The sequence below is a fragment of the Dietzia sp. SYD-A1 genome, from assembly GCF_015356725.1.
Classification (GTDB): domain Bacteria; phylum Actinomycetota; class Actinomycetes; order Mycobacteriales; family Mycobacteriaceae; genus Dietzia.
In genome coordinates this window covers 1-18,693 of record NZ_JADDKI010000030.1, presented here as the reverse complement: position 1 = coordinate 18,693, position 18,693 = coordinate 1, and the positions used below count along the sequence as shown (strand labels likewise).

22 protein-coding genes are annotated in these 18,693 nt (G+C 69.9%); 13 read left to right on the top strand and 9 right to left on the bottom strand.

Annotation, left to right across the window (positions count from 1 at the left end):
- Together IY392_RS01930 and IY392_RS01925 are read left to right on the top strand one after the other, a co-directional pair.
- On the top strand, positions 1 to 638 hold a 638-nt coding region (locus tag IY392_RS01930; RefSeq protein WP_194860368.1), incomplete at its 5' end, for a C-terminal helicase domain-containing protein.
- Positions 635 to 1,618, top strand: a complete 984-nt coding sequence (locus tag IY392_RS01925) for a hypothetical protein (RefSeq protein ID WP_309233977.1) — start codon at positions 635 to 637, stop codon at positions 1,616 to 1,618. The genes IY392_RS01930 and IY392_RS01925, both read left to right, overlap by 4 nt.
- On the opposite strand, the gene IY392_RS01920 is transcribed toward IY392_RS01925, so the two are convergent.
- Positions 1,575 to 2,510: a hydrogen peroxide-inducible genes activator gene (locus tag IY392_RS01920; protein WP_107756407.1), complete on the bottom strand. Its 936-nt coding sequence runs from the start codon at positions 2,508 to 2,510 to the stop codon at positions 1,575 to 1,577. The two genes, IY392_RS01925 and IY392_RS01920, sit on opposite strands and share 44 nt — an antisense overlap.
- Positions 2,511 to 2,664: 154 nt before the next feature.
- On the opposite strand from IY392_RS01920, the gene IY392_RS01915 reads away from it, so the two are divergent.
- From IY392_RS01915 to IY392_RS01905, 3 genes are all read left to right on the top strand, one after another.
- Positions 2,665 to 3,261 carry a peroxiredoxin gene (locus tag IY392_RS01915; protein WP_107756406.1) on the top strand — a complete coding sequence of 199 codons (597 nt, stop codon included), beginning with the start codon at positions 2,665 to 2,667 and terminating at the stop codon, positions 3,259 to 3,261.
- Positions 3,258 to 3,782 (top strand): carboxymuconolactone decarboxylase family protein, encoded by a 525-nt coding sequence (locus IY392_RS01910; protein ID WP_107756405.1) that lies wholly within the window; start codon positions 3,258 to 3,260, stop codon positions 3,780 to 3,782. The genes IY392_RS01915 and IY392_RS01910 overlap by 4 nt, the downstream gene beginning before the upstream one ends.
- A 188-nt stretch (positions 3,783 to 3,970) precedes the next feature.
- Complete coding sequence (locus IY392_RS01905) at positions 3,971 to 4,798, top strand: hypothetical protein (protein WP_107756404.1); 828 nt, start codon at positions 3,971 to 3,973, stop codon at positions 4,796 to 4,798.
- Between the two features lie 125 nt (positions 4,799 to 4,923).
- Here the strand turns inward: IY392_RS01905 and IY392_RS01900 are convergent, their stop codons facing one another.
- The 4 genes from IY392_RS01900 to dut all read right to left on the bottom strand — a co-directional run bounded on the left by IY392_RS01900 (position 4,924) and on the right by dut (position 7,503).
- Positions 4,924 to 5,523, bottom strand: a complete 600-nt coding sequence (locus tag IY392_RS01900) for a DUF3159 domain-containing protein (RefSeq protein ID WP_228548903.1) — start codon at positions 5,521 to 5,523, stop codon at positions 4,924 to 4,926.
- Positions 5,524 to 5,645: 122 nt separating this feature from the next.
- Positions 5,646 to 6,029 carry a hypothetical protein gene (locus IY392_RS01895; RefSeq protein WP_228548899.1) on the bottom strand — a complete coding sequence of 128 codons (384 nt, stop codon included), beginning with the start codon at positions 6,027 to 6,029 and terminating at the stop codon, positions 5,646 to 5,648.
- Between the two features lie 42 nt (positions 6,030 to 6,071).
- Positions 6,072 to 6,947: a DUF3710 domain-containing protein gene (locus IY392_RS01890; RefSeq protein ID WP_107756401.1), complete on the bottom strand. Its 876-nt coding sequence runs from the start codon at positions 6,945 to 6,947 to the stop codon at positions 6,072 to 6,074.
- Positions 6,948 to 7,026: 79 nt separating this feature from the next.
- Positions 7,027 to 7,503 carry a dUTP diphosphatase gene (dut, locus tag IY392_RS01885; protein WP_107756400.1) on the bottom strand — a complete coding sequence of 159 codons (477 nt, stop codon included), beginning with the start codon at positions 7,501 to 7,503 and terminating at the stop codon, positions 7,027 to 7,029.
- Positions 7,504 to 7,556: 53 nt separating this feature from the next.
- Between dut and IY392_RS01880 the strand changes: the two genes are divergently transcribed.
- Positions 7,557 to 8,063, top strand: a complete 507-nt coding sequence (locus tag IY392_RS01880) for a DUF3093 domain-containing protein (RefSeq protein WP_231750550.1) — start codon at positions 7,557 to 7,559, stop codon at positions 8,061 to 8,063.
- 4 nt (positions 8,064 to 8,067) lie between these two features.
- On the opposite strand, the gene IY392_RS01875 is transcribed toward IY392_RS01880, so the two are convergent.
- A complete protein-coding gene (locus tag IY392_RS01875) occupies positions 8,068 to 8,370 on the bottom strand; it encodes a DUF4193 domain-containing protein (RefSeq protein WP_107756399.1) in 303 nt (100 codons plus the stop codon).
- Between the two features lie 269 nt (positions 8,371 to 8,639).
- On the opposite strand from IY392_RS01875, the gene cei reads away from it, so the two are divergent.
- Entirely contained in the window at positions 8,640 to 9,215 is a 576-nt protein-coding gene (gene cei / locus IY392_RS01870; protein ID WP_255541992.1) for an envelope integrity protein Cei, read from the top strand.
- On the opposite strand, the gene IY392_RS01865 is transcribed toward cei, so the two are convergent.
- The gene (locus IY392_RS01865) at positions 9,205 to 10,080 is read right to left on the bottom strand and encodes an inositol monophosphatase family protein (protein ID WP_107756397.1); all 876 of its coding nucleotides are present in this window, start codon (positions 10,078 to 10,080) and stop codon (positions 9,205 to 9,207) included. The genes cei and IY392_RS01865 overlap by 11 nt on opposite strands.
- A 157-nt stretch (positions 10,081 to 10,237) precedes the next feature.
- Here IY392_RS01865 and ppgK point away from each other — a divergent pair, with 157 nt between their 5' ends.
- Together ppgK and IY392_RS01855 are read left to right on the top strand one after the other, a co-directional pair.
- On the top strand, positions 10,238 to 11,083 hold the full coding sequence (gene ppgK / locus IY392_RS01860; protein WP_194860366.1) for a polyphosphate--glucose phosphotransferase: 846 nt from the start codon (positions 10,238 to 10,240) through the stop codon (positions 11,081 to 11,083).
- A 139-nt stretch (positions 11,084 to 11,222) separates the two neighbouring features.
- Positions 11,223 to 12,650, top strand: a complete 1,428-nt coding sequence (locus tag IY392_RS01855) for an RNA polymerase sigma factor (RefSeq protein ID WP_375292878.1) — start codon at positions 11,223 to 11,225, stop codon at positions 12,648 to 12,650.
- Positions 12,651 to 12,731: 81 nt separating this feature from the next.
- Here IY392_RS01855 and IY392_RS01850 read toward each other — a convergent pair whose 3' ends face one another.
- Positions 12,732 to 14,576: a DEAD/DEAH box helicase gene (locus IY392_RS01850; RefSeq protein ID WP_182613371.1), complete on the bottom strand. Its 1,845-nt coding sequence runs from the start codon at positions 14,574 to 14,576 to the stop codon at positions 12,732 to 12,734.
- Complete coding sequence (locus IY392_RS01845; RefSeq protein ID WP_017837712.1) at positions 14,569 to 14,814, bottom strand: DUF3039 domain-containing protein; 246 nt, start codon at positions 14,812 to 14,814, stop codon at positions 14,569 to 14,571. The genes IY392_RS01850 and IY392_RS01845 overlap by 8 nt, the downstream gene beginning before the upstream one ends.
- Before the next feature lie 57 nt (positions 14,815 to 14,871).
- On the opposite strand from IY392_RS01845, the gene IY392_RS01840 reads away from it, so the two are divergent.
- From IY392_RS01840 to IY392_RS01825, 4 genes are all read left to right on the top strand, one after another.
- Complete coding sequence (locus IY392_RS01840; protein ID WP_194860364.1) at positions 14,872 to 15,384, top strand: DUF3099 domain-containing protein; 513 nt, start codon at positions 14,872 to 14,874, stop codon at positions 15,382 to 15,384.
- Complete coding sequence (locus IY392_RS01835) at positions 15,381 to 16,997, top strand: methyltransferase (RefSeq protein ID WP_194860363.1); 1,617 nt, start codon at positions 15,381 to 15,383, stop codon at positions 16,995 to 16,997. Before IY392_RS01840 ends, IY392_RS01835 begins: the two co-directional genes overlap by 4 nt.
- On the top strand, positions 16,994 to 17,497 hold the full coding sequence (dtd, locus tag IY392_RS01830; protein WP_194860362.1) for a D-aminoacyl-tRNA deacylase: 504 nt from the start codon (positions 16,994 to 16,996) through the stop codon (positions 17,495 to 17,497). The genes IY392_RS01835 and dtd overlap by 4 nt, the downstream gene beginning before the upstream one ends.
- A 139-nt stretch (positions 17,498 to 17,636) precedes the next feature.
- The gene (locus IY392_RS01825; RefSeq protein WP_017837708.1) at positions 17,637 to 18,605 is read left to right on the top strand and encodes a sigma-70 family RNA polymerase sigma factor; all 969 of its coding nucleotides are present in this window, start codon (positions 17,637 to 17,639) and stop codon (positions 18,603 to 18,605) included.
- Positions 18,606 to 18,693: the final 88 nt, after the last annotated feature.

The window sequence follows — 18,693 nt, the reverse complement described above, 5'->3', positions numbered from 1 at the left end:
CCACACCGGGACCCGTCGCCGCGGCGGGAGCACCCCGACGACTGATCGTCGTCTCCGCACCCGATCCCGACTCCTACGCGGTCGATCTGGCCGCCCGGTGCCGACGGGCACTGTTCTTCGTCACCCGCCGCGACGCGGTCGAGCAGTTGCGCGCCTCGATCGCCGCCACCGGCGTCCCCGCGGCCGGAGTGGCGGGTTCCGCCTCCCCCACCAGGCGCGCCGGTGCATTCGCCGATCTCGCCTCGGGCAACGTCCGGGTCCTGGTGAGCACCGACCTCGCCGGGCGCGGACTCGACCTCGACCGGATCGGCCACGTCATCCACGTCGGCCCGCCGCATTCCGTCGAAGATCTCGTCCACCGCTCAGGCCGCACCGGGCGGGGGGACGACACCGCCGGGGTGGTGGCGGCGGTGGTCAGACCGTCTGAGGTCGCCAGGATCAGTGCGCTCGCGCGCGAGGTGGGCATGACCGTCGAGGTCGTCGACCCCACCGGACCACGCGCCGATGCTCTGCTCGACGACCTCTTCGGGCCGGAGATCACGCCACCCCGGCGCCGGCGGGAACCCGCTCCCCCGGCGCGGTCCCGACGGCCGGCCCGGTCCCGGGTGCACCGCCCCAAGAAGAAGCCACGTACGTGACCGGGAGCGGTCGCACACCCGACGTCGTACTCCTGCCCGAGGCCCTCTGGCGCGCGCTGGCATTCCGGCATACCGGGGCCGTGGATTCGGCGACCGGAGATCACCTCGAGCGACGACGACGAGGTGAGCCCCACCCGGTCGCGGACTTCCTCTTCACCTACTACCGGACGAGCGTCGCCACCGTCCGTCGCTGGCACCCCGGCCCCGGCATCATCCTGGAGAACGCCCACCTGACCGAGCGGGTCGACTGGCGCCACTACGAGCGGGCCTCACTCCACGGCCGGACCGGTCTGATCGTAAACCCCGAATCCGTCCTGGCCCGCTGCGCCCCGCGGATCGCGCGAGCACGCGCGATCGTCGAGGCCACCGCCTCGAGGCCCGGTGCCATGGGGTGCTTCGGTCTCCACGAATGGGCCATGCTCTACCGCAGTGGAGACCACGACGTCCGCCACCGCCAGATCCCTCTACGGGTGCCGCACTCGCGCATCGATGAGGTCGTCGAGGAATCCCGGCTTCGTTGCACACACTTCGACGCACTTCGGTTCTTCACCGAGCCGGCCGTCCCCCTCAACCGGCACGCGCTCTCCCGCGAGGCGCAGGTCCGACACGAGCAGCCGGCCTGTCTGCACTCCGGCATGGATCTCTACTCGCACGTCGCGGCCATGGAGGCCGGTGCGCCTGGCGAGCTCCTGCGAGACACGCTGGTCGCCGCATTCGACGCCCGCGAGGTCGACATGAGGTCCTCCCCGTATGACCTCTCCGCCTGGGGACTGGATCCGATCCCGGTGGAGTCGCCCGAGGGCCGTGCGATGTTCGTCGCCCACCAGCGTGCGTGGGTACGACGGACACAGGCGCTACGGGCCCGCTTCCTGAAGGCGGTCCGGCGCCTGGAGTCGTCGAGACCGGACCCGTCGGTCGACAGCGACGGACGACCCGTCAGGCGGGAACCGCACCGAACAGCCGCTGGGCGACCCCGGTGATCACGCTGCCGAGTTCGGTGTAGGCGTCGTCGTCGGCGGTTGCCGTTCGGAGCACCAGGCCCATCGTCCGGCCGGGGGCGGGCTCGCGGAACCTGGCCACTCCGAGTCCTGGGTCGCGGCTCTCGGACACCACTGCGGACTCCGGAACGATCATCACCCCGAGTCCCCCCGCGACGCATCTCACCGCGGTGGTCAGGGACGCCGCGCGCGACCCGCCGCGGCCCAGGATCGGAGCCGAGACCCGCCGACACAGGTCCACCGTCTGGTCGCGCAGGCAGTGCCCCTCGTCGAGCATGAGGAGGGGCAGATCCACGAGCGCCTCCAAGGAGAGGTCCTCCCGCCCGTCGAGCGGGTGGCCGGCCGGGACGAGGAGCGCGAACGGCTCGGTGTACAGCGGCATGCCCGCCGCGCCCGCCGCGTCTGTCGGCAGGGCCATGATCGCCACGTCGAGCGCACCCGATCGCAGCTGCTCGAGCAGTCGCGCGGTCTGGTCCTCGACGATCCGCGGCCGCAGATCCGGGAAGCGGTCGGTAAGAGCGGGAAGAAGCCCCGGCAGCAGGTACGGGGCGGCCGTGGGGATCACACCGATTCGGACGTCCCCCGACATCGGGCCGCCGCTGCCCGCGGCGATGTCGGCCACGGCGTCCATCGCACCCACCGCCGCCCGCGCGAACGGGAGGAGTTGGTGCCCGACCGGTGTGACGAGCACGGTCCTGGTGCTGCGTTCGACCAGATGGACCCGCAACCCCTCCTCCAGTGTCGCGAGGGCCTGGGAGAGGGAGGGTTGACTCATTCCCAACTCCTCAGCTGCACTTCGGAAGTGAAGGCGTTCCGCGACGGCGAGGAACACCCTGAGCTGCGTCACGCTCGGAACGAACCGCTGATTGGCCATGTCGATGAGTGTAGAGCGATCGATAGCCCGCCGTCGATGATTATTTGCTCCCCCCTATAAGTGATCTTGGCCTCATTAGGCTTTACCTCTTACCGGATGTCCGGCATAGTCTCTGCTGCCCGTTGAATGACGGCCACCAACTTCAGGAGGACACATGGCTATTCTCACCATCGGTGACCAGTTCCCCGACTTCACTCTCACCGCGCTCAAGGGCGGGGACCTCCAGCAGGTCAACGCCCAGCAGCCCGAGGACTACTTCGAGACGATCACCAACCAGTCCTACGCCGGCAAGTGGCGCGTGATCTTCTTCTACCCGAAGGACTTCACCTTCGTGTGCCCCACGGAGATCGCCGCGTTCGGCAAGCTCGACGAGGACTTCCAGGACCGCGACACGCAGATCCTCGGCGGTTCCATCGACAACGAATTCGCGCACTTCAACTGGCGCGCGACCAACGACGAGCTCAAGGGGGTGCCGTTCCCGCTCCTGTCCGACATCAAGCACGAGCTGATCCGTGAGCTCGGTGTGGAGAACGCGGACGGGGTCGCCGACCGGGCCACCTTCATCGTCGACCCGGACAACGTCATCCAGTTCGTCTCCGTGACGCCGGACGCCGTGGGCCGCAACGTGGACGAGGTGCTCCGGGTGCTCGACGCGCTCCAGTCGTCCGAGGTCTGCGCCTGCAACTGGCAGAAGAACGACCCGACGAAGAACATCAACAAGATGGACATGCTGCAGGAGGGGATCAAGTGAGCATCGAGAACCTGAAGTCCGGACTCCCCGAGTTCGCGAAGGATCTCAAGCTCAACCTCGGCTCACTGGCGCGTTCCACCGAGCTGACCCCTCAGCAGCTGTGGGGCACCTTCCTGGCCACCGCCGCGGCGACCCGGTCGGAGACCGTGTTGTCCGAGATCGCCGATGAGGCGCGCGAGCACCTGACCGAGGAGGCGTTCAACGCCGCCCTGGGCGCCGCGTCCATCATGGCCATGAACAACGTGGTCTACCGCGCCAAGGAGTTCCTGGGCGACGACTACACCCAGGTCCGGATGGGCCTGCGGATGAACATCATCGCCAACCCTGGCGTGGAGAAGGCAGACTTCGAGCTCTGGTCCATGGCCGTCTCGACCATCAACGGCTGCGAGAACTGCACCGCCGCGCACGATGACGTCATCCGCAAGGAGGGCATCACCAAGGAGCAGGCCTGGGAGGCCGTCAAGATCGCCGGCACCGTGGCCGGGGTCGCTCAGGCTGTGGAGATCCACGCCAACGTCTGACACCCCGTTCCGGACACCGGAGACAGAGCCCCGTCGACATCCTCGACGGGGCTCTGTCGTGTGACCTGCCTTTCCCCTGAAGTGCCTCTCCCAAAAACGCCGTGGCGGGACTAGGTTCGGACGCGGATAAGTGGAAATATCATTCACACCAGTTCCGCGCCACCGAACCGACGAGAGATGGAGATGCCATGACCACCGGAGGCACACCGCCGCAGGGCGGGTACCCGAACGATCCGAACGGCCCCGGCCCCACCCACCAGAGCTGGGGCGGGGAGCCATACGGAGCCCAGGGTGACGCCCAGGGCTTCGGTCAGCAGCCCTACGGGGGCCACGGTTACGGGGACGCCTACCCCCAGTCCGGCCCGGCAGACGGGACGATGATGTCCGGCAAGGTGTCCGCGACCGACGCCATCGGCGCGGGCTGGCAGATGTTCAAGAACAATCCCCTGCCGTGGGTCCTGATCATGCTGATCATGTTCGTCGCCAACGGCGTGGGGAGCTGGATCCAGAACTCGCAGTCGGAGTCGGTGGCGTTCCTGGGCTCGATCCTCACGATCGCGGTGAGCCTGGTGTTCCAGGCCTTCCTCATCCGGGGCGCCCTGCTCGAGGTCGACGGCCACAAGCCGGAGATCGGCGACTTCTTCAAGCTGCACAATTTCGGGGCGTTCGTCCTCGCGGCGATCCTCGTGGCCATCGCGACGACCATCGGGTTCATCCTGCTGATCATCCCCGGGATCGTGGTCGCGTTCTTCCTCTACTGGACTCTCCACTTCGTCGTGGACCGCAACATGACCGCCATCGACGCGATGAAATCCAGCGTCAACGCGATCAAGTCCGATGCCGGCAACCTCTTCGCCCTCGCCCTGCTCAACATCCTCATCGTCATCGCCGGTGCCCTGGCCCTGCTCGTCGGGTTGCTGGTGGCGGCCCCTGTCGCCGCCCTGGCATCCGTGTACGCCTATCGCACCATCACCGGTCCGAGCGACTTCTCGCGCATGGCCACCAGCGCGGTCTGATCGCCGCGTCCCGTGCACTCGCGGGCGACCGGTGACCCGCCCCCACGGGAACTGCCCCCGACGATTCCGTCGGGGGCAGTTCTCGTGTGCACGGCGCCAGCCCTCTCCCACTGGTGGATCGGGGATCACTCGTCGGAGGCGTCCCGGGCCGCAGCGGGCTCGTTCTCATGGGCCATCGCCCGTCGGACAGCCCAGATCGTCGCGGCGAACGCCACCAGGGCCAGCGGCCACCCCATGGCTATCCGCGCGGCCCCGAGCCAGTTGACCTCGTCGTTCAGGTAGAGCGCGTACTGCAGGACGGCACGGATCGCGAAGAGCCCGGCCCAGATCCAGGTGGCGATGGCGTACCACCGTCGCGCATGCGGGTTCCGACGCCACGCCATCCCCCTACCGTCGATCAACCCCCAGATCACGCCGACGAGTGGCCAGCGCACGAGCGCGGACAGCGCGAACGCCCCGCCGTACACCGCCTGCGTGATGATGCCGTAGAGGAAGTACCCCTTCGCGTCGCCTGTCCGCCAGGCGATCAGCACACCGATCGCGACACCGATGAACCCGGAGATCGCCGGCTGGGGGTTCTCCCGTCTGACCAGGGACCATGCCAGCATGGCGACCGCCACACCGAGCGCGGCCCAGATCGCCACCGTCAGCCCCCAGAACCCGTTGACCGGGACGAAGGTCAGGATCGGGATCGAGGAGTAGACGAGCCCGCGGACACCGCCCATCTGCTCGAGAAGCGAGGCGTCCGGGTCACCGAACGCGGACTTCCGCTCAGGTGGCGTGTCCACGGCGGGGGCGTCCCCGGTGTTCTCGGTGGAGGCCTGATCCCCCGCGCGTTCAGACTCGGTCACGCTTCTCCTCCGCGTCCCGCGCCCGGTTGTCCGCTGAGCAACTCGTAGCGTGGATTGAACATGATCTTCTGGCCGGAGCGGACGCCGATGCGGCCGGTCACCTTGATGAACCGGCCGGTGTCGATTCCCGGAATCGATCGACGCCCCAGCCAACAGACGTCGACAGCCCCCGTGCCGTCGTAGACCTCCGCGGTCACACCCAGGAACTGCTCTCCCCCGCCGGACAAGACCGTGCGCACCCGCCCGACCAGAGTCACCAGTTCACCTCGCTGCGCACTCTCGACGGGCGAGCTGCAGAGTCCCTGCACCCGCCCGGCCAGGTCCACGGCGTCGAGGGACTCGAGCGGCGCGGTCAGGCGGGACGAGAGTCCTTTGAACATCCGCGTGACGGACATGGCTTGCCTCTCAGCGCGTGGGCGGGGTCAGAGGTCGTCGGAGGTGCGGAGTCGGTCCATGGCGCCGGCGTCTCTGCGCGGGGGCGACCCGGGCTGCTGCTGGGCCTTGCCCGGTGACGGTGTTGACGGCGGGGCCTGGGGAGACGAGGGGGCCTGGGACTGTGCGGCCTGGGCCTGGTTGTGTGCGGCCTGGGGCCGGACCTGCGGCGCGGCCTGACCCTGCTGACCCGCCGCCATCTGCTGCTGGTAGGCCTGCGCCTGCTGCTGCGCCGCGAGTTGCGACTGCGCCTTGACCAGCGCCTGCTGGATCTCGTCGGGGATGGTCAGGGGCAGCGCCTCGCGGACCGGCATCGGCCCGTCACCACGGTTGATCATGAGGTGCGCGAAGACCTCCCGGCCCTCCTCTGCGGCCTGCTCGGCCAGCTCCGGGGTGGCCATGATGCGCACCTCGGCGGTCCACCTGCGCCCGTCGACCCCGATGGCGCGGAAGACGGCGCCCGGCATCGCGGCGACCAGTTCACGACCCCACGGGCCGTCGACGACGGTCACCTCCGCTCCCTGCGCCTCGAGTTGCTCCCGCATGCCCGCGACCATGGTCCGCCACTGCCCTGCGGACTTCGGCGCGGCGAAGGCGCGCGGGATGACCCGGGAGACGGAGGTCACCACGTGGAATTCCGGCTGACCGTTCGGGTCCAGCGCGACGTTCAGATCGCGCCCCTTGGGGACGCCGATCACCAGGGAACCGAGATCGATGTGTCCGTAACCGAGGTCGGTGTAGTACCGCGCCACGTCCCCGACCGAGGAGCGGTCGTGTGGACCGGTCGTGGACGGTGCGGAGTCCGCGGGCTCCGCGGGGGCGGCGGCGACGCGGTCCCCGGTCACCGACTTCTTGCGTCCGAACATGGTCGAATCCTCTCCGCGTACGACCCGGTCCCGGACGGGACCGTGCCTCTTGACGCTACCCAACGTCGGATGGCGCCGGTCAGGCCAGGCGGTGGTGACCGCCGGTCGACCCGTGACCCCGGTCGCCCCGGGCGGTCTGATCGAGCTCGTCGACCTCGAGGACCTCCCAGAGTTCGACCCTCTGGATGAGCAACTGTGCGATCCGGTCTCCGCGGCCGATCCGCACCGGCTCGGACGGATCGAGGTTCACGAGGTTGACCTTGATCTCGCCCCGGTATCCCGCATCGACGGTCCCCGGGGCGTTGACGATCGAGAGACCCGCACGCGCGGCGAGCCCGGATCTGGGGTGGACGAGTCCCGCGTATCCGTCCGGGATGGCCACGGAGACCCCCGTGCCCACCAGTGAACGATGTCCGGGCTCCAGCACGAGATCCTCGGCGGAGTAGAGATCGATACCCGCGTCCGAGGGGTGGGCGCGGGACGGCACCGGGAGGCCCGTGTCCAACCTCCGTAGACGCAACGGCCCGCCTCCGGAGGAGTGATCCGGGTTGTTCATCGCTGTCCGCCCTCCTGCCGGGCTGAGCCCGGGTGATGGATAGTCTTGATCTCGTGACCGAAGATGATCTCCGACCGTCTCCCGACCGTGTCCCGCGTCCCGTTCACTCGGAACGATTGCGGGTACCGGGATGGTGGTGGCTCGTGCTGGCCGCCGTCACCGCCCTCGTCGTCGCGGTGGCCTCGATCCTGGGCGCCCCGTGGTGGCTGTGGCTCCTGTGCGTGGTCGTGCCCGCCCTGTTCGCCTGGCTCTTCATCACGGTCGGTCGCGAGAGTATCGAGGTCGAGTCCGACGGTCAGGGCGGAGGAACCCTCTATGCGGGCCGGGCGCGTCTGCCGTTCGAGGCGATCGCGCGCAGCGCCGTCGTGCCCGCGACCGCGAAGCAGGCCGCGATGGGCCGTCAGCTCGACCCGGAGGCGTTCGTCGTACATCGCGGTTACGTCCCCACCATGGTGATCGTCGTTCTGGACGACCCGCTGGACCCCACGCCCTACTGGCTGATCAGTACTCGCGACCCGGAGGGCCTCGCGGCCGCCCTGCCGGACACGCGCTATAGCTGAACGATCAGCCGGCGCAGTCCACGCAGATCGGCAGACCGTCCCTCTCCTCGGCGAACCGGCTGCGGTGATGGACGAGGAAACACTCGCCGCAGGTGAACTCGTTGTCCTGCTCGGGGATCACACGGACGGTGAGTTCCTCCCCCGAGAGGTCCGCCCCGGGGAGCTCGTAGGACTCGGCGGTGTCCGTCTCGTCGACGTCGACCTCGCCGGTGGCACCCTCCGCCCTTCGGGCCTTGAGTTCCTCCAGCGAATCGCCGGCCAGCTCGTCGGCTTCGGTCCGGCGGGGTGCGTCGTAGTCGGTTGCCATGTGTCTCTTCTCTAGCGGTCTGGTGACGAGGGGCGGACGGTGCGATCGTGGACCGACCGGCGCCCGCATATTAGCGGAATCCAGCAGGGATTTCATCCGCGCTGGCGGGCCGTGTCCCCGCCGGGCCCCCGGTCGCGCGGCGATTACAGTGATGGAGCGGACCCGGGCCGGGCTCCGACACCGTTTCCCCTGCAGGAAAGGCCCTCATGGTCGTCCACCTCAGCGCCCAGGCGACTCCCAGTCCGACCCCCGCTCGGGGGTTCGGTCGGATGCGCAGCCCCTACGTCCTGTTCGTGGTGGCCGCGCTGGTCCTCGGGTGTCTCGTGTGGGTGACCGCCCTGAGGGGGAGCGATGCGGCGACACAGGCCGCCGCCTGCCCGGTGACGCCGGCCGCGCAGGAGGCGGGCCTGGAGGAGCAACCCGCCGGTGCGCTCGACTCCGTCGAGCCGGCCGTGCTGTCGGACACGAGGATCCGGGTGCTCAACGCGAACGGGCAGAGCGGGCAGGCGGGCGCGGTCGCCGCCCAGCTCGCCGAGCGCGGATTCCAACCGGTGGGGGCCGACGCCACCGGCAATGACCCCATCTACGCCCAGAATCTGGAGTGCCACGGCCAGATCCGGTACGGGGAGGCCGGCCAGGCGAGCGCGCGCTCGCTCTCGCTCGCGGCGCCGTGCATGCAGTTGGTGTCCGACGGGCGGACCGATCCGTCGGTGGACCTGGTGCTCGGGACGATCTTCTCCCGGTTGTCGGACTCGGCCGAGAGCGTCGGGGCCCTCGACGAGCTGAAGCTGGGGCGTCAACCGATCTCCGCCGAGCTGGACGCGGCGCGCTCGGTCAACTGCTGACGGGGTCCCCGAGGGCCTCGAGCGCGGCCAGGAGTTCCTCCGCCACACCGGGCGCGGCGGCGACGGTGGGGACCTCGTCGTCGGCGGCGACCCTCACCATCGCGCCGGCCTCGGCCGCGATCAGCGCCCCGGCCGCGTGGTCCCACGGCTTGAGGCAGCGCTCGAAGTAGGCGTCGACGCGGCCGGTGGCGACCATGCACAGGTCCAACGCCGCGGAGCCACACCGCCTGATGTCACGGATGGTCGGGAGAAGGGCCGCGACCGTCCGCCCCTGCTCCGCACGGATCTCCGCATCGTAGGAGAACCCGGTGCCGACGAGCGCCATCGACAGATCGTCACACGATGACGCGGCGAGTTCGGTGACCGTTCCCGCGGCGGATCGGAGGCTGGATCCGCGGCCGACCGCTGCGGTCCAGGTCTCACCGGTGACGATGTTGTGCACCGCCCCCGCGACCACCACCCCGTCGACCTCGGCGGCCACGGAGACGGCCGTGAAGGGGATCCCGTAGAGGAGGTTCACGGTGCCGTCGACCGGATCCACCACCCACCTGACCACACCCCGTCCCGTGGCCGCGGGCTCCTCGCTGACCTCCTCGCCGCCCTCCTCACCCAGGACCCGGTCGCCCGGCCGCTCGGTGCTCACCAGCTCGCGCAGGTGCCGCTCGACGGTGGTATCGATGACGGTGACCGGGTCGGTCGCCGAACTCTTGGCGCGTGGATCGAGCCCCGAGGAGTCGAACCGCTCCAGCATCCGCCGGGCGACGCCCCCGCCCGAGACCGCGAGCCGCTCCGCGAACACCCTCAACTCGTCGACATCCACCGGGTGGTCTCGTCCGGCGAGGCCCTCCACCGTCTGCTCCGACACTTCCTCTCCCCTCGTCGTCTCCGAATGGCCCGGCCCCCCGGCGCACCGGACGGATACTCTGACGAACGGGTGCTCGCCCGCCCCCATCGTGCCCCGCCGGCCCGGTGGTCTCCAACCCTCGGCCGTGACCCCGCGGCCCGTCCCACGGGAGCCAGAGATGCCGACCACCAGCCCCTCCGAGCGCACCCAGGAATCGGACACCCCCACCGGCGTGGGGGTGGACGTCGGTGGCACCGGGATCAAGGTCGGCCGGGTCGATCTGGGCACCGGCGAGCTCGTCGGCGACCGGCTGACACGCCCCACCCCGCAGCCGGCGACACCGGACGCCGTCGCCGGGGTCATCCGCTCGATGGTCGAGGAGCTCGGGTGGGACGGACCGGTGGGCGTGGCGCTACCCAGCGTCATCCACGACGGGATCGCGCGGATCGCCCACAACATCGACGGCTCCTGGGTGGGGTGCGACCTCGTCGCACTGTTCGCCGAACACCTCCCGGGGCGCCCGGTGGTGATGCTCAACGACGCCGACGCCGCGGGGATCACGGAGGTGCACTACGGCGCCGGCGAGGGTGTGGACGGCCTGGTGATCCTCCTGACCTTCGGCACGGGCATCGGGTCGGCGCTGCTGCTGAACGGTCATCTGATCCCCAACACGGAGTTCGGGCACCTTCTGGTCCACGACATCGACGGTCGGGGGGTCGACGAGGCCGAACACCTCGCCTCCGCGGCGGTGCGGCATCGTGACGGGCTGACCTACGAGCAGTGGGCACCGCACGTGTCCAACGTCCTGCGGTCCCTCGAGGACCTGCTCTGGCCGCGCGCCTTCGTCATCGGGGGCGCGATCAGCGAGGCCGCCGAGGAGTGGTTCCCGCTGCTGGAGAACCGTACCCCGGTTCGCGTGGCGGTCCGACGTGGCGACGCCGGGATCATCGGGGCCGCCCTGTACGCGGCGGCGAGCACCGGACTGCTGGACCTGGACGCGACGGTGTCCCCGTCCGACCACTGATCCCTCGGCGACAGCGCCTGATGCGACCTCCGGACCGGATCCTCGTTACAATGGCGCAGGCCGGTATCACCTACCGGCCGGGGACGGGACCGGTACCGCAAGGCGGACGGCTCGCGAGTCGGCACACTGTGCGGCGTCGATCCCCGTTTCCCATCGAATCACCGGTTGTGAAGGGGCGTTTGTGGCAGCCACGAAGACCACCAGTTCGGATTCCGCGATGAGCGGCGATCCGTCGGACACAGAGGTCACGGGCGAGGCCCCCGCCAAGAAGACCTCGGCGAGCAGGACACCCGGGAAGAAGACCGCTGCCGCCAAGAAGACCGCGGCCAAGAAGACCGCTCCCGCCAAGAAGACGGCAGCCAAGAAGACCGCCGCGAAGAAGACAGCGGCCAAGAAGACGGCGGGTGCGGGCGAGCCCGCGGACGCCGCGCCGATCGATGACGCACCCGTCGAGGCCCTCGAGGTCGAACCGGACACCGCCGAACTCGAGGACGTCGAGGTCGACGCCGTCGACGTCGAGGACGCGGAGGCCGACGAGGAGACCAAGGACGGCCCCACCGCCAAGGACAAGGCGTCGGGAGACTTCGTCTGGGACGAGGACGAGTCCGAGGCCCTCCGCCAGGCCCGCAAGGACGCCGAGCTCACCGCGTCCGCCGACTCCGTCCGCGCCTACCTCAAGCAGATCGGCAAGGTCGCCCTGCTCAACGCCGAGGAGGAGGTCGAGCTGGCCAAGCGGATCGAGGCCGGCCTCTACGCCACCTGGTTCATGGCGCAGGTCGCGGAGCGCGGTGAGAAGCTCACCACCGCCCAGCGACGGGACTACAAGTGGATCGAGCGGGACGGGGTCCGCGCCAAGAACCATCTGCTCGAGGCCAACCTCCGCCTCGTCGTGTCCCTTGCCAAGCGGTACACCGGTCGCGGAATGGCGTTCCTGGACCTCATCCAGGAGGGCAACCTCGGCCTGATCCGCGCTGTGGAGAAGTTCGACTACACCAAGGGGTACAAGTTCTCGACCTACGCGACGTGGTGGATCCGCCAGGCCATCACACGCGCCATGGCCGACCAGGCCCGCACCATCCGGATCCCGGTCCACATGGTGGAGGTCATCAACAAACTCGGCCGCATCCAGCGGGAGCTCCTCCAGGACCTGGGCCGCGAGCCCACCCCGGAGGAGCTCGCCAAGGAGATGGACATCACCCCCGAGAAGGTGCTGGAGATCCAGCAGTACGCGCGAGAGCCCATCTCGCTCGACCAGACCATCGGTGACGAGGGCGACTCGCAGCTCGGCGACTTCATCGAGGACTCCGAGGCCGTGGTGGCCGTGGACGCCGTGAGCTTCACCCTCCTGCAGGACCAGCTCCGCTCCGTTCTCGACACCCTCTCCGAGCGCGAGGCGGGCGTTGTGCGCTTGCGCTTCGGCCTCACCGACGGGCTGCCCCGCACGCTCGACGAGATCGGGCAGGTCTACGGCGTCACGCGCGAGCGGATCCGCCAGATCGAGTCCAAGACCATGTCGAAACTGCGTCACCCCTCGCGATCCCAGGTCCTGCGCGACTACCTGGACTGACCCCGGATAGCGAAAGAGGGCCCCGCCGGCGGCGGGGCCCTTCTTCCGGTATCGGAGGTGGGGTCGCGGGACTCCCGCCGGTCACCAGCTCCGCAGCAAGGAGATTCGCTCCCGGATCTGATCGGCCGAGGCCATCGGCACCGGTGGACCCCCGCAGGCGTTGCGCAGCTGCGTGTGGATCGCGCCGTGGGACCTGCCCAGACGGCCGGAGTACACCGAGACCAGCGTGTTGAGCTGCCGCCGGAGGTCCTTCAGCTCCGCCGCGGAGGCCACCCGGGCGGCCGCCGCGCCCGCGTGCGCGCCCGGGCCGCCGGCGTTTCCCGGCAAGGTGGTGCCGGAGATGGCCGGATCCGTTCCCACGCCCACCACGGCGACGGGCCCGGATGCGGTGACCTCGCCGGAGGTCCGCCGGATCTGCTCCTTCTCCCGCTGGCGCAGGAGCGCCTTGACGTCATCGGCACCCAGCAGACCCGGCAGCCCGATGTAGTCGGCCTCCTCCTCGCTCCCGGCGAAGGTGGCGGTGCCGTAGGAGGACCCTTCGTAGACGATCTGATCGAGCTCCGCGTCCGCTCCGAGGGATATGTATCCCCTGTCCTCCTCGTCGGCGGTGTCGGGTTCGTCCTGCTGCTGGTTGGCCTGGGCCAAGAGTTCGTCCTCGAGCCCCTCCTCGCGGTGGGGTTTGCCCAGGACGTGATCCCTCTGGGCCTCCATCTGCGACGCGAGCTGCAACAGGACCGGGACCGACGGCAGAAACACCGACGCGGTCTCCCCGGGCCTCCGCGACCGGACGAACCGCCCGATGGCCTGGGCGAAGTACAGGGGGGTCGACGCGCTGGTGGCGTACACGCCCACACACAACCGCGGCACGTCCACCCCCTCCGACACCATGCGGACGGCGACCATCCACTCGTCCGTCGAAGCGGAGAACGCGCCGATCCGGCTCGAGGCAGTGGGATCGTCGGACAGGACGACGACGGGGGCACGCCCCGTGATCTCCGTCAGCAGCGCCGCGTACTCGCGAGCGCGTTCCTGGTCGGTGGCGATCACCAGCCCGCCGGCGTCGGGGACGCCGCCGGCCCGGATCTGCCGGAGTCGGGTGTGCGCGGCCTGGAGCACCGCCGGCATCCAGTCGCCATGGGGGTCCAGGGCGACCCGCCAGGCGCGGGAGTTCTGGTCCGCGCTGAGCGGTTCGCCGAGCCGGGCGGAGAACTCCTCGCCGGCGTTCGTGCGCCAGCGGGCCTCGCCGGAGTAGGCCAGGAAGACGACGGGCCGCACGACGCCGTCGGCCAGGGCGTCAGCGTAGCCGTAGGAGTGGTCCGCCCTCGACCGCTGATGGCCCTGGCCATCGGGCTCGTAGGTGACGAACGGGATGGGACTGTCGTCCGAGCGGAAGGGGGTGCCGGTCAGCGAGAGCCGACGCTCGGCGTCGTCGAACGCCTCACGGATGCCGTCGCCCCAGCTCTTGGCGTCCCCGCCGTGGTGGATCTCGTCGAGGATCACCAGTGTTCGGCGGGATGCGGTCCGTTCGCGGTGTTTGAAGGGGTGCGAGGCCACCTGGGCGTAGGTGACCACCACGCCGTGAAATTCCGGCGCCAGTGCCCCCGAGGAATTGGAGTACTCGGGATCGAGCGCGATCCCCGCCCTCGCGGCGGCCTCGGCCCACTGGAATTTGAGGTGCTCGGTGGGGGCGACGACCGTGATCGCGTCGACCGTCCGGTCGGCCAGGAGCTCGGTGGCCACGCGCAGACCGAACGTCGTCTTACCGGCGCCGGGGGTGGCCACGGCGAGGAAGTCCTTCGGCCGTGCCATGAGGTACTTGCGAAGGGCGGTCCGCTGCCATGCGCGCAGTGGTGCGCCGGTGGCCGTCGCGGTGGCGGGATCTGCGGTCTGCTCCTCGGTGCCCGGGACCGCGCCGGGATCACTCACCAGGCTTCAGGGTCTCGTAGACGCGCTTGCACTCGGGGCAGACCGGAGAACCCGGCTTGGCGGACCGGGTGACCGGGAACACCTCGCCACACAGGGCGATCACGTAGGAGCCCATGACCGCGCTCTCGGCGATCTTGCTCTTGTCCACGTAGTGGAAGAACTTGGGCGCGTCGTCCTGCGTCTCCTCGGTCGTGGTGACCTCGGGACGCTCGAGTGTCTTGGTCCGGGTGGTGCTCACCCCCTCATGATGCCGCACGCCACGGCCGCGGCGCCAACGCCGGAGTACCTTGGGGCCATGGCACCCGACTCCCGTCGCACGCGGTCCGAGGATCGGGACGGTTCCGCGAGGCCCGTTCTGATCACCGCCGCGCGTGAGTCCTACCGGGACGAGCTCGCGGCGCGGAAGAAACGGTATTTCCTCCTGATGTCCGTCCGGATCCCGGCGTTGCTCCTGGCCGCGGGTTCTCTGGCTCTGTGGAACAACCCGTGGATCGCACTGGCCATCGTCGCGGGGTCCATCCCGATCCCGTGGATCGCCGTGCTCAGCGCCAATGACAGGCCGCCGCTTCCCAAGGGGCAGGCACGTCTCTACACCGCAGGCGCACTGTCCGCGAACACACCGTCCGTCGTGCCGCCGGGGCTCTCGGGCATCTCCTCGCGTCCCACTCTCTCCCTGCAGGGCCCGGTGGGCGAGGACCCGGGACCCGAACGTTCAGAACACGGGCACGGTCCCGGCAACGGGACCCCGGACGGCCCCGGCTCCCCCGGCCGTGCCGACGGCCCCGGCGAGAGCGACGACGCGCGGTGACCCCTGCCGTCCCCACGCTGACCCGGCTCGCACCGCTTCTGGCGGAGGCCTTCCGCCGCCACCGCTTCACGGTTCCCGGGTTGGAGGATGCCCTGGGGCCGGCGGCGATCGCAGCCCTCGCGCGCTCCGATTCGGCATCCGTCCGGAGACACGCCCGCTCAGCCGGGCCGACCGGGACGCTGGTCCGGTTGTTCGTCCTGAACGACGCGGTCCCCGAGAGCGAGATCGTCCGGGTCCTGCCCGGGGTGGACATCGAGGACGGGATCGACGCCGGGTTGTGGACGCGCCCGTCCGCGCCCGGAGGAAGCCTTCGTGCACTCCTCGACCTCCGCCCGGTGGACACGGGCCACGGCACTCGATGGGTGTTCGCCGACATAGACGGGTCGATGGTGCACTCCTCGACGAGGTCCGATCACGTTCTCGGAGTGGGGCAGGCCACGCTGTCCCTCCTGAAGATCACCCCCACCTCGCGGGTGGATTCGGTTCTCGATCTGGGCACCGGTTGCGGCATCCAGATGGTGCACGCCCTCGAGACCGCGGCCACGGCGACGGGAACCGACATCACCCCGCGGTGCCTGGCGTTGGCCGCCGCCACGCTCGCGATCAACGGGCTGGACGGGGAACTGCTGTCCGGCCCCTGGTTCGAGCCCGTGGCCGACCGCCGATTCGACCGCGTCGTCGCCAACCCGCCGTTCGTGGTGGGCCCCGCGGATCCCGGGCACTCGTACCGGGAATCCGGCCTCGCCCTCGACGGTGCGAGTCAGACGGTCGTCTCCGGGGTCGACGGCCACCTGACCGAGAACGGCACCGCGGTCATCCTCGCCTCGTGGGTGGAGCGTCGGCACACCGACTGGAGGACCCACGTGGCGTCGTGGATCCCCTCGGAGGGCGTGGAGGCCTGGGTGCTGCGTCGCGACCGCTCGGACCCCGAGCTCTACGTGTGGACATGGCTCACCGACGAGGGCATGGATCCGCGGGACGAGTCCACCGCCCTCGCCGCGGAGACCTGGCTCGACCATCTCGGCGACCACGAGGTCGACGGGGTCGGGTTCGGGTACGTCTACCTACGGCGGATCGACGGCGCCTCGTCCGTGCTCTGCGAGGACCTGACCCACCCCTTCGACGAGGGGCTCGGCGACGAGGCCGAGGCCTACTTCGCGCGGTCGGCGTGGCTGCGGTCGGCCACGAACCAGCAGGGCGGGCAGGCGCGGGCTCTGGACACGACCGTGTTCACGGTCTCCCCCGACGTGCATCTCCACTCCTCGGAGAGCCTGGCGCCGGACCCCGATCCCCCGGGAGAAGAGGATCCCGATTCCGAGGCGCGGACCGGATCGGTGATCGTCGAACGCGTCACCGGCGCGCGCTGGCGCCACGAGATCGATCCCCTGACCGCCACCGTCCTCCGGGGTGCACGGATGGGCGCGCTGCCCCTCGAGGATCTGGTGGTCCTGGCCGCCGCCGGGGCGGGCGAGGACCCGGCGACACTGGCGGACCCCGTGCGCAGGGTCGTGGCCGACCTGTTCCTCCACGGTGTCGTGGTCCCCGCCGGGGTTCCCGGAATGCTCCCGCCCGGCGTGTCGGCCGCGGCCTGCGCGGGACCCGCGGACCGATGAGAGCCGTGATCTCGCGGGTCACCGAGGCGTCTGTGACCGTGGACGGGGCCGTGGTGGGCGCACTCCCCCGCGCCGGACTTCTGGTCCTGCTCGGCGTGTCGACCGACGACGACGAGACGGACGTCTCCACGATGGTCCGCAAGATCGCCGAGTTGCGCATCCTGCGGGGCCGGTCGGGCGCGAACGACGACGGTGCACTCCGGGACGATGCGGTCCGGGACGGTGCGGTCGAGGTGGGCGCGGTCGAGGTCGGCGCGCCCGTCCTGGTGGTCAGCCAGTTCACCCTCATGGGGTCGACGACCAAGGGGCGCAGGCCGTCGTGGTCCCGCGCCGCCCCTAGCGAGCAGGCCGAAGCGGCCGTCGACGCGGTGGTCCGCGGTCTCCGGGACCGCGGTCTCGAGGTCACGACCGGCAAGTTCGGCGCGATGATGCAGGTCAGTTCTGTCAATGACGGCCCGTTCACCGTCCTCGTCGAGACCTCGGGTTCCCGCGCCTCGTGACGGGCGTCATCATCGCGGGAACATTCCCGGCGGCCCCGCCGTTGTAGCAGTACGTGACCGTGACCCGGCCACGCGCCCGTTCCGTCCATCAGCAACCGACCGCCGGCTCTGATCCCCCGGACCGGCAGGAGGAGGAGACATGACGTCAGCCACCACCCGATCGGATCGTCGGACGGAGGCGGAGTCGGAAGGCCAGAGCCCCAGCGCGGACCTCGTCCGCGTCTACCTCAACGGGATCGGCAAGACCGCCCTCCTCAACGCGGAGGACGAGGTCGAGCTCTCCAAGCGTATCGAGGCCGGTCTGTACGCCTCCCACCTCCTGGCCACCAAGAAGCGGATCGGCCCCACCAAGAAGGCGGACCTCAAGGTGATCGTCGCCGAGGGGGAGGCGGCCCGTGCACACCTGCTCGAGGCCAACCTCCGACTGGTGGTCTCCCTGGCCAAGCGCTACACCGGTCGCGGGATGCCACTGCTCGATCTCATCCAGGAGGGCAACCTCGGACTGATCCGAGCCATGGAGAAGTTCGACTACGCCAAGGGGTTCAAGTTCTCGACCTACGCCACGTGGTGGATTCGCCAGGCGATCACCCGGGGCATGGCCGACCAGTCCCGCACCATCAGGCTCCCCGTGCACCTGGTGGAGCAGGTCAACAAGCTCGCCCGCATCAAGCGGGAGTTGCACCAGCAGCTCGGACGCGAGGCGACCCTGGATGAGCTGGCGGAGGAGTCGGGAATCCCCGCGCACAAGATCGAGGAGCTGCTCGATCACTCCCGGGACCCGGTGAGCCTGGACATGCCGGTCGGCGCCGACGAGGAGGCGCCCCTGGGCGACTTCATCGAGGACGCCGAGGCCACCAGCGCCGAGAACACGGTCGTGACCAACGTGATGCACTCGGACGTGCGCGCGGTGCTGTCCACGCTCGAGGAGCGCGAGCAGCAGGTCATCACCCTGCGCTTCGGGCTCGACGACGGCCAGCCGCGTACTCTCGACCAGATCGGGAAGCGTTTCGGTCTGTCGCGAGAGCGTGTCCGTCAGATCGAGCGTGAGGTCATGGCGAAGCTCCGGGAGGGGCGCCGCGCCGACAAGCTCCGTTCCTACGCGGTCTGAGGGACGGACGGGCCGCACGGGCGCAGGACGCAGCCCCGGCTCCCCGAGGCGGGTTCACCCCGCCGAGGGAGCCGGGGCTGCGTTGCGC

What these genes read in the sequence shown, in the direction of transcription:
- cei (WP_255541992.1), top strand. Translation starts at nt 8,640, where the DNA reads ATGCGCAGCCCCTACGTCCTGTTCGTGGTGGCCGCGCTGGTCCTCGGG.
- IY392_RS01875 (WP_107756399.1), bottom strand. Translation starts at nt 8,370, where the DNA reads ATGGCAACCGACTACGACGCACCCCGCCGGACCGAAGCCGACGAGCTG.
- IY392_RS01905 (WP_107756404.1), top strand. Translation starts at nt 3,971, where the DNA reads ATGACCACCGGAGGCACACCGCCGCAGGGCGGGTACCCGAACGATCCG.
- IY392_RS01915 (WP_107756406.1), top strand. Translation starts at nt 2,665, where the DNA reads ATGGCTATTCTCACCATCGGTGACCAGTTCCCCGACTTCACTCTCACC.
- IY392_RS01920 (WP_107756407.1), bottom strand. Translation starts at nt 2,510, where the DNA reads ATGGCCAATCAGCGGTTCGTTCCGAGCGTGACGCAGCTCAGGGTGTTC.
- IY392_RS01840 (WP_194860364.1), top strand. Translation starts at nt 14,872, where the DNA reads ATGGCACCCGACTCCCGTCGCACGCGGTCCGAGGATCGGGACGGTTCC.
- dut (WP_107756400.1), bottom strand. Translation starts at nt 7,503, where the DNA reads ATGAACAACCCGGATCACTCCTCCGGAGGCGGGCCGTTGCGTCTACGG.
- dtd (WP_194860362.1), top strand. Translation starts at nt 16,994, where the DNA reads ATGAGAGCCGTGATCTCGCGGGTCACCGAGGCGTCTGTGACCGTGGAC.
- IY392_RS01825 (WP_017837708.1), top strand. Translation starts at nt 17,637, where the DNA reads ATGACGTCAGCCACCACCCGATCGGATCGTCGGACGGAGGCGGAGTCG.
- IY392_RS01900 (WP_228548903.1), bottom strand. Translation starts at nt 5,523, where the DNA reads ATGGGCGGTGTCCGCGGGCTCGTCTACTCCTCGATCCCGATCCTGACC.
- IY392_RS01890 (WP_107756401.1), bottom strand. Translation starts at nt 6,947, where the DNA reads ATGTTCGGACGCAAGAAGTCGGTGACCGGGGACCGCGTCGCCGCCGCC.
- IY392_RS01895 (WP_228548899.1), bottom strand. Translation starts at nt 6,029, where the DNA reads ATGTTCAAAGGACTCTCGTCCCGCCTGACCGCGCCGCTCGAGTCCCTC.
- ppgK (WP_194860366.1), top strand. Translation starts at nt 10,238, where the DNA reads ATGCCGACCACCAGCCCCTCCGAGCGCACCCAGGAATCGGACACCCCC.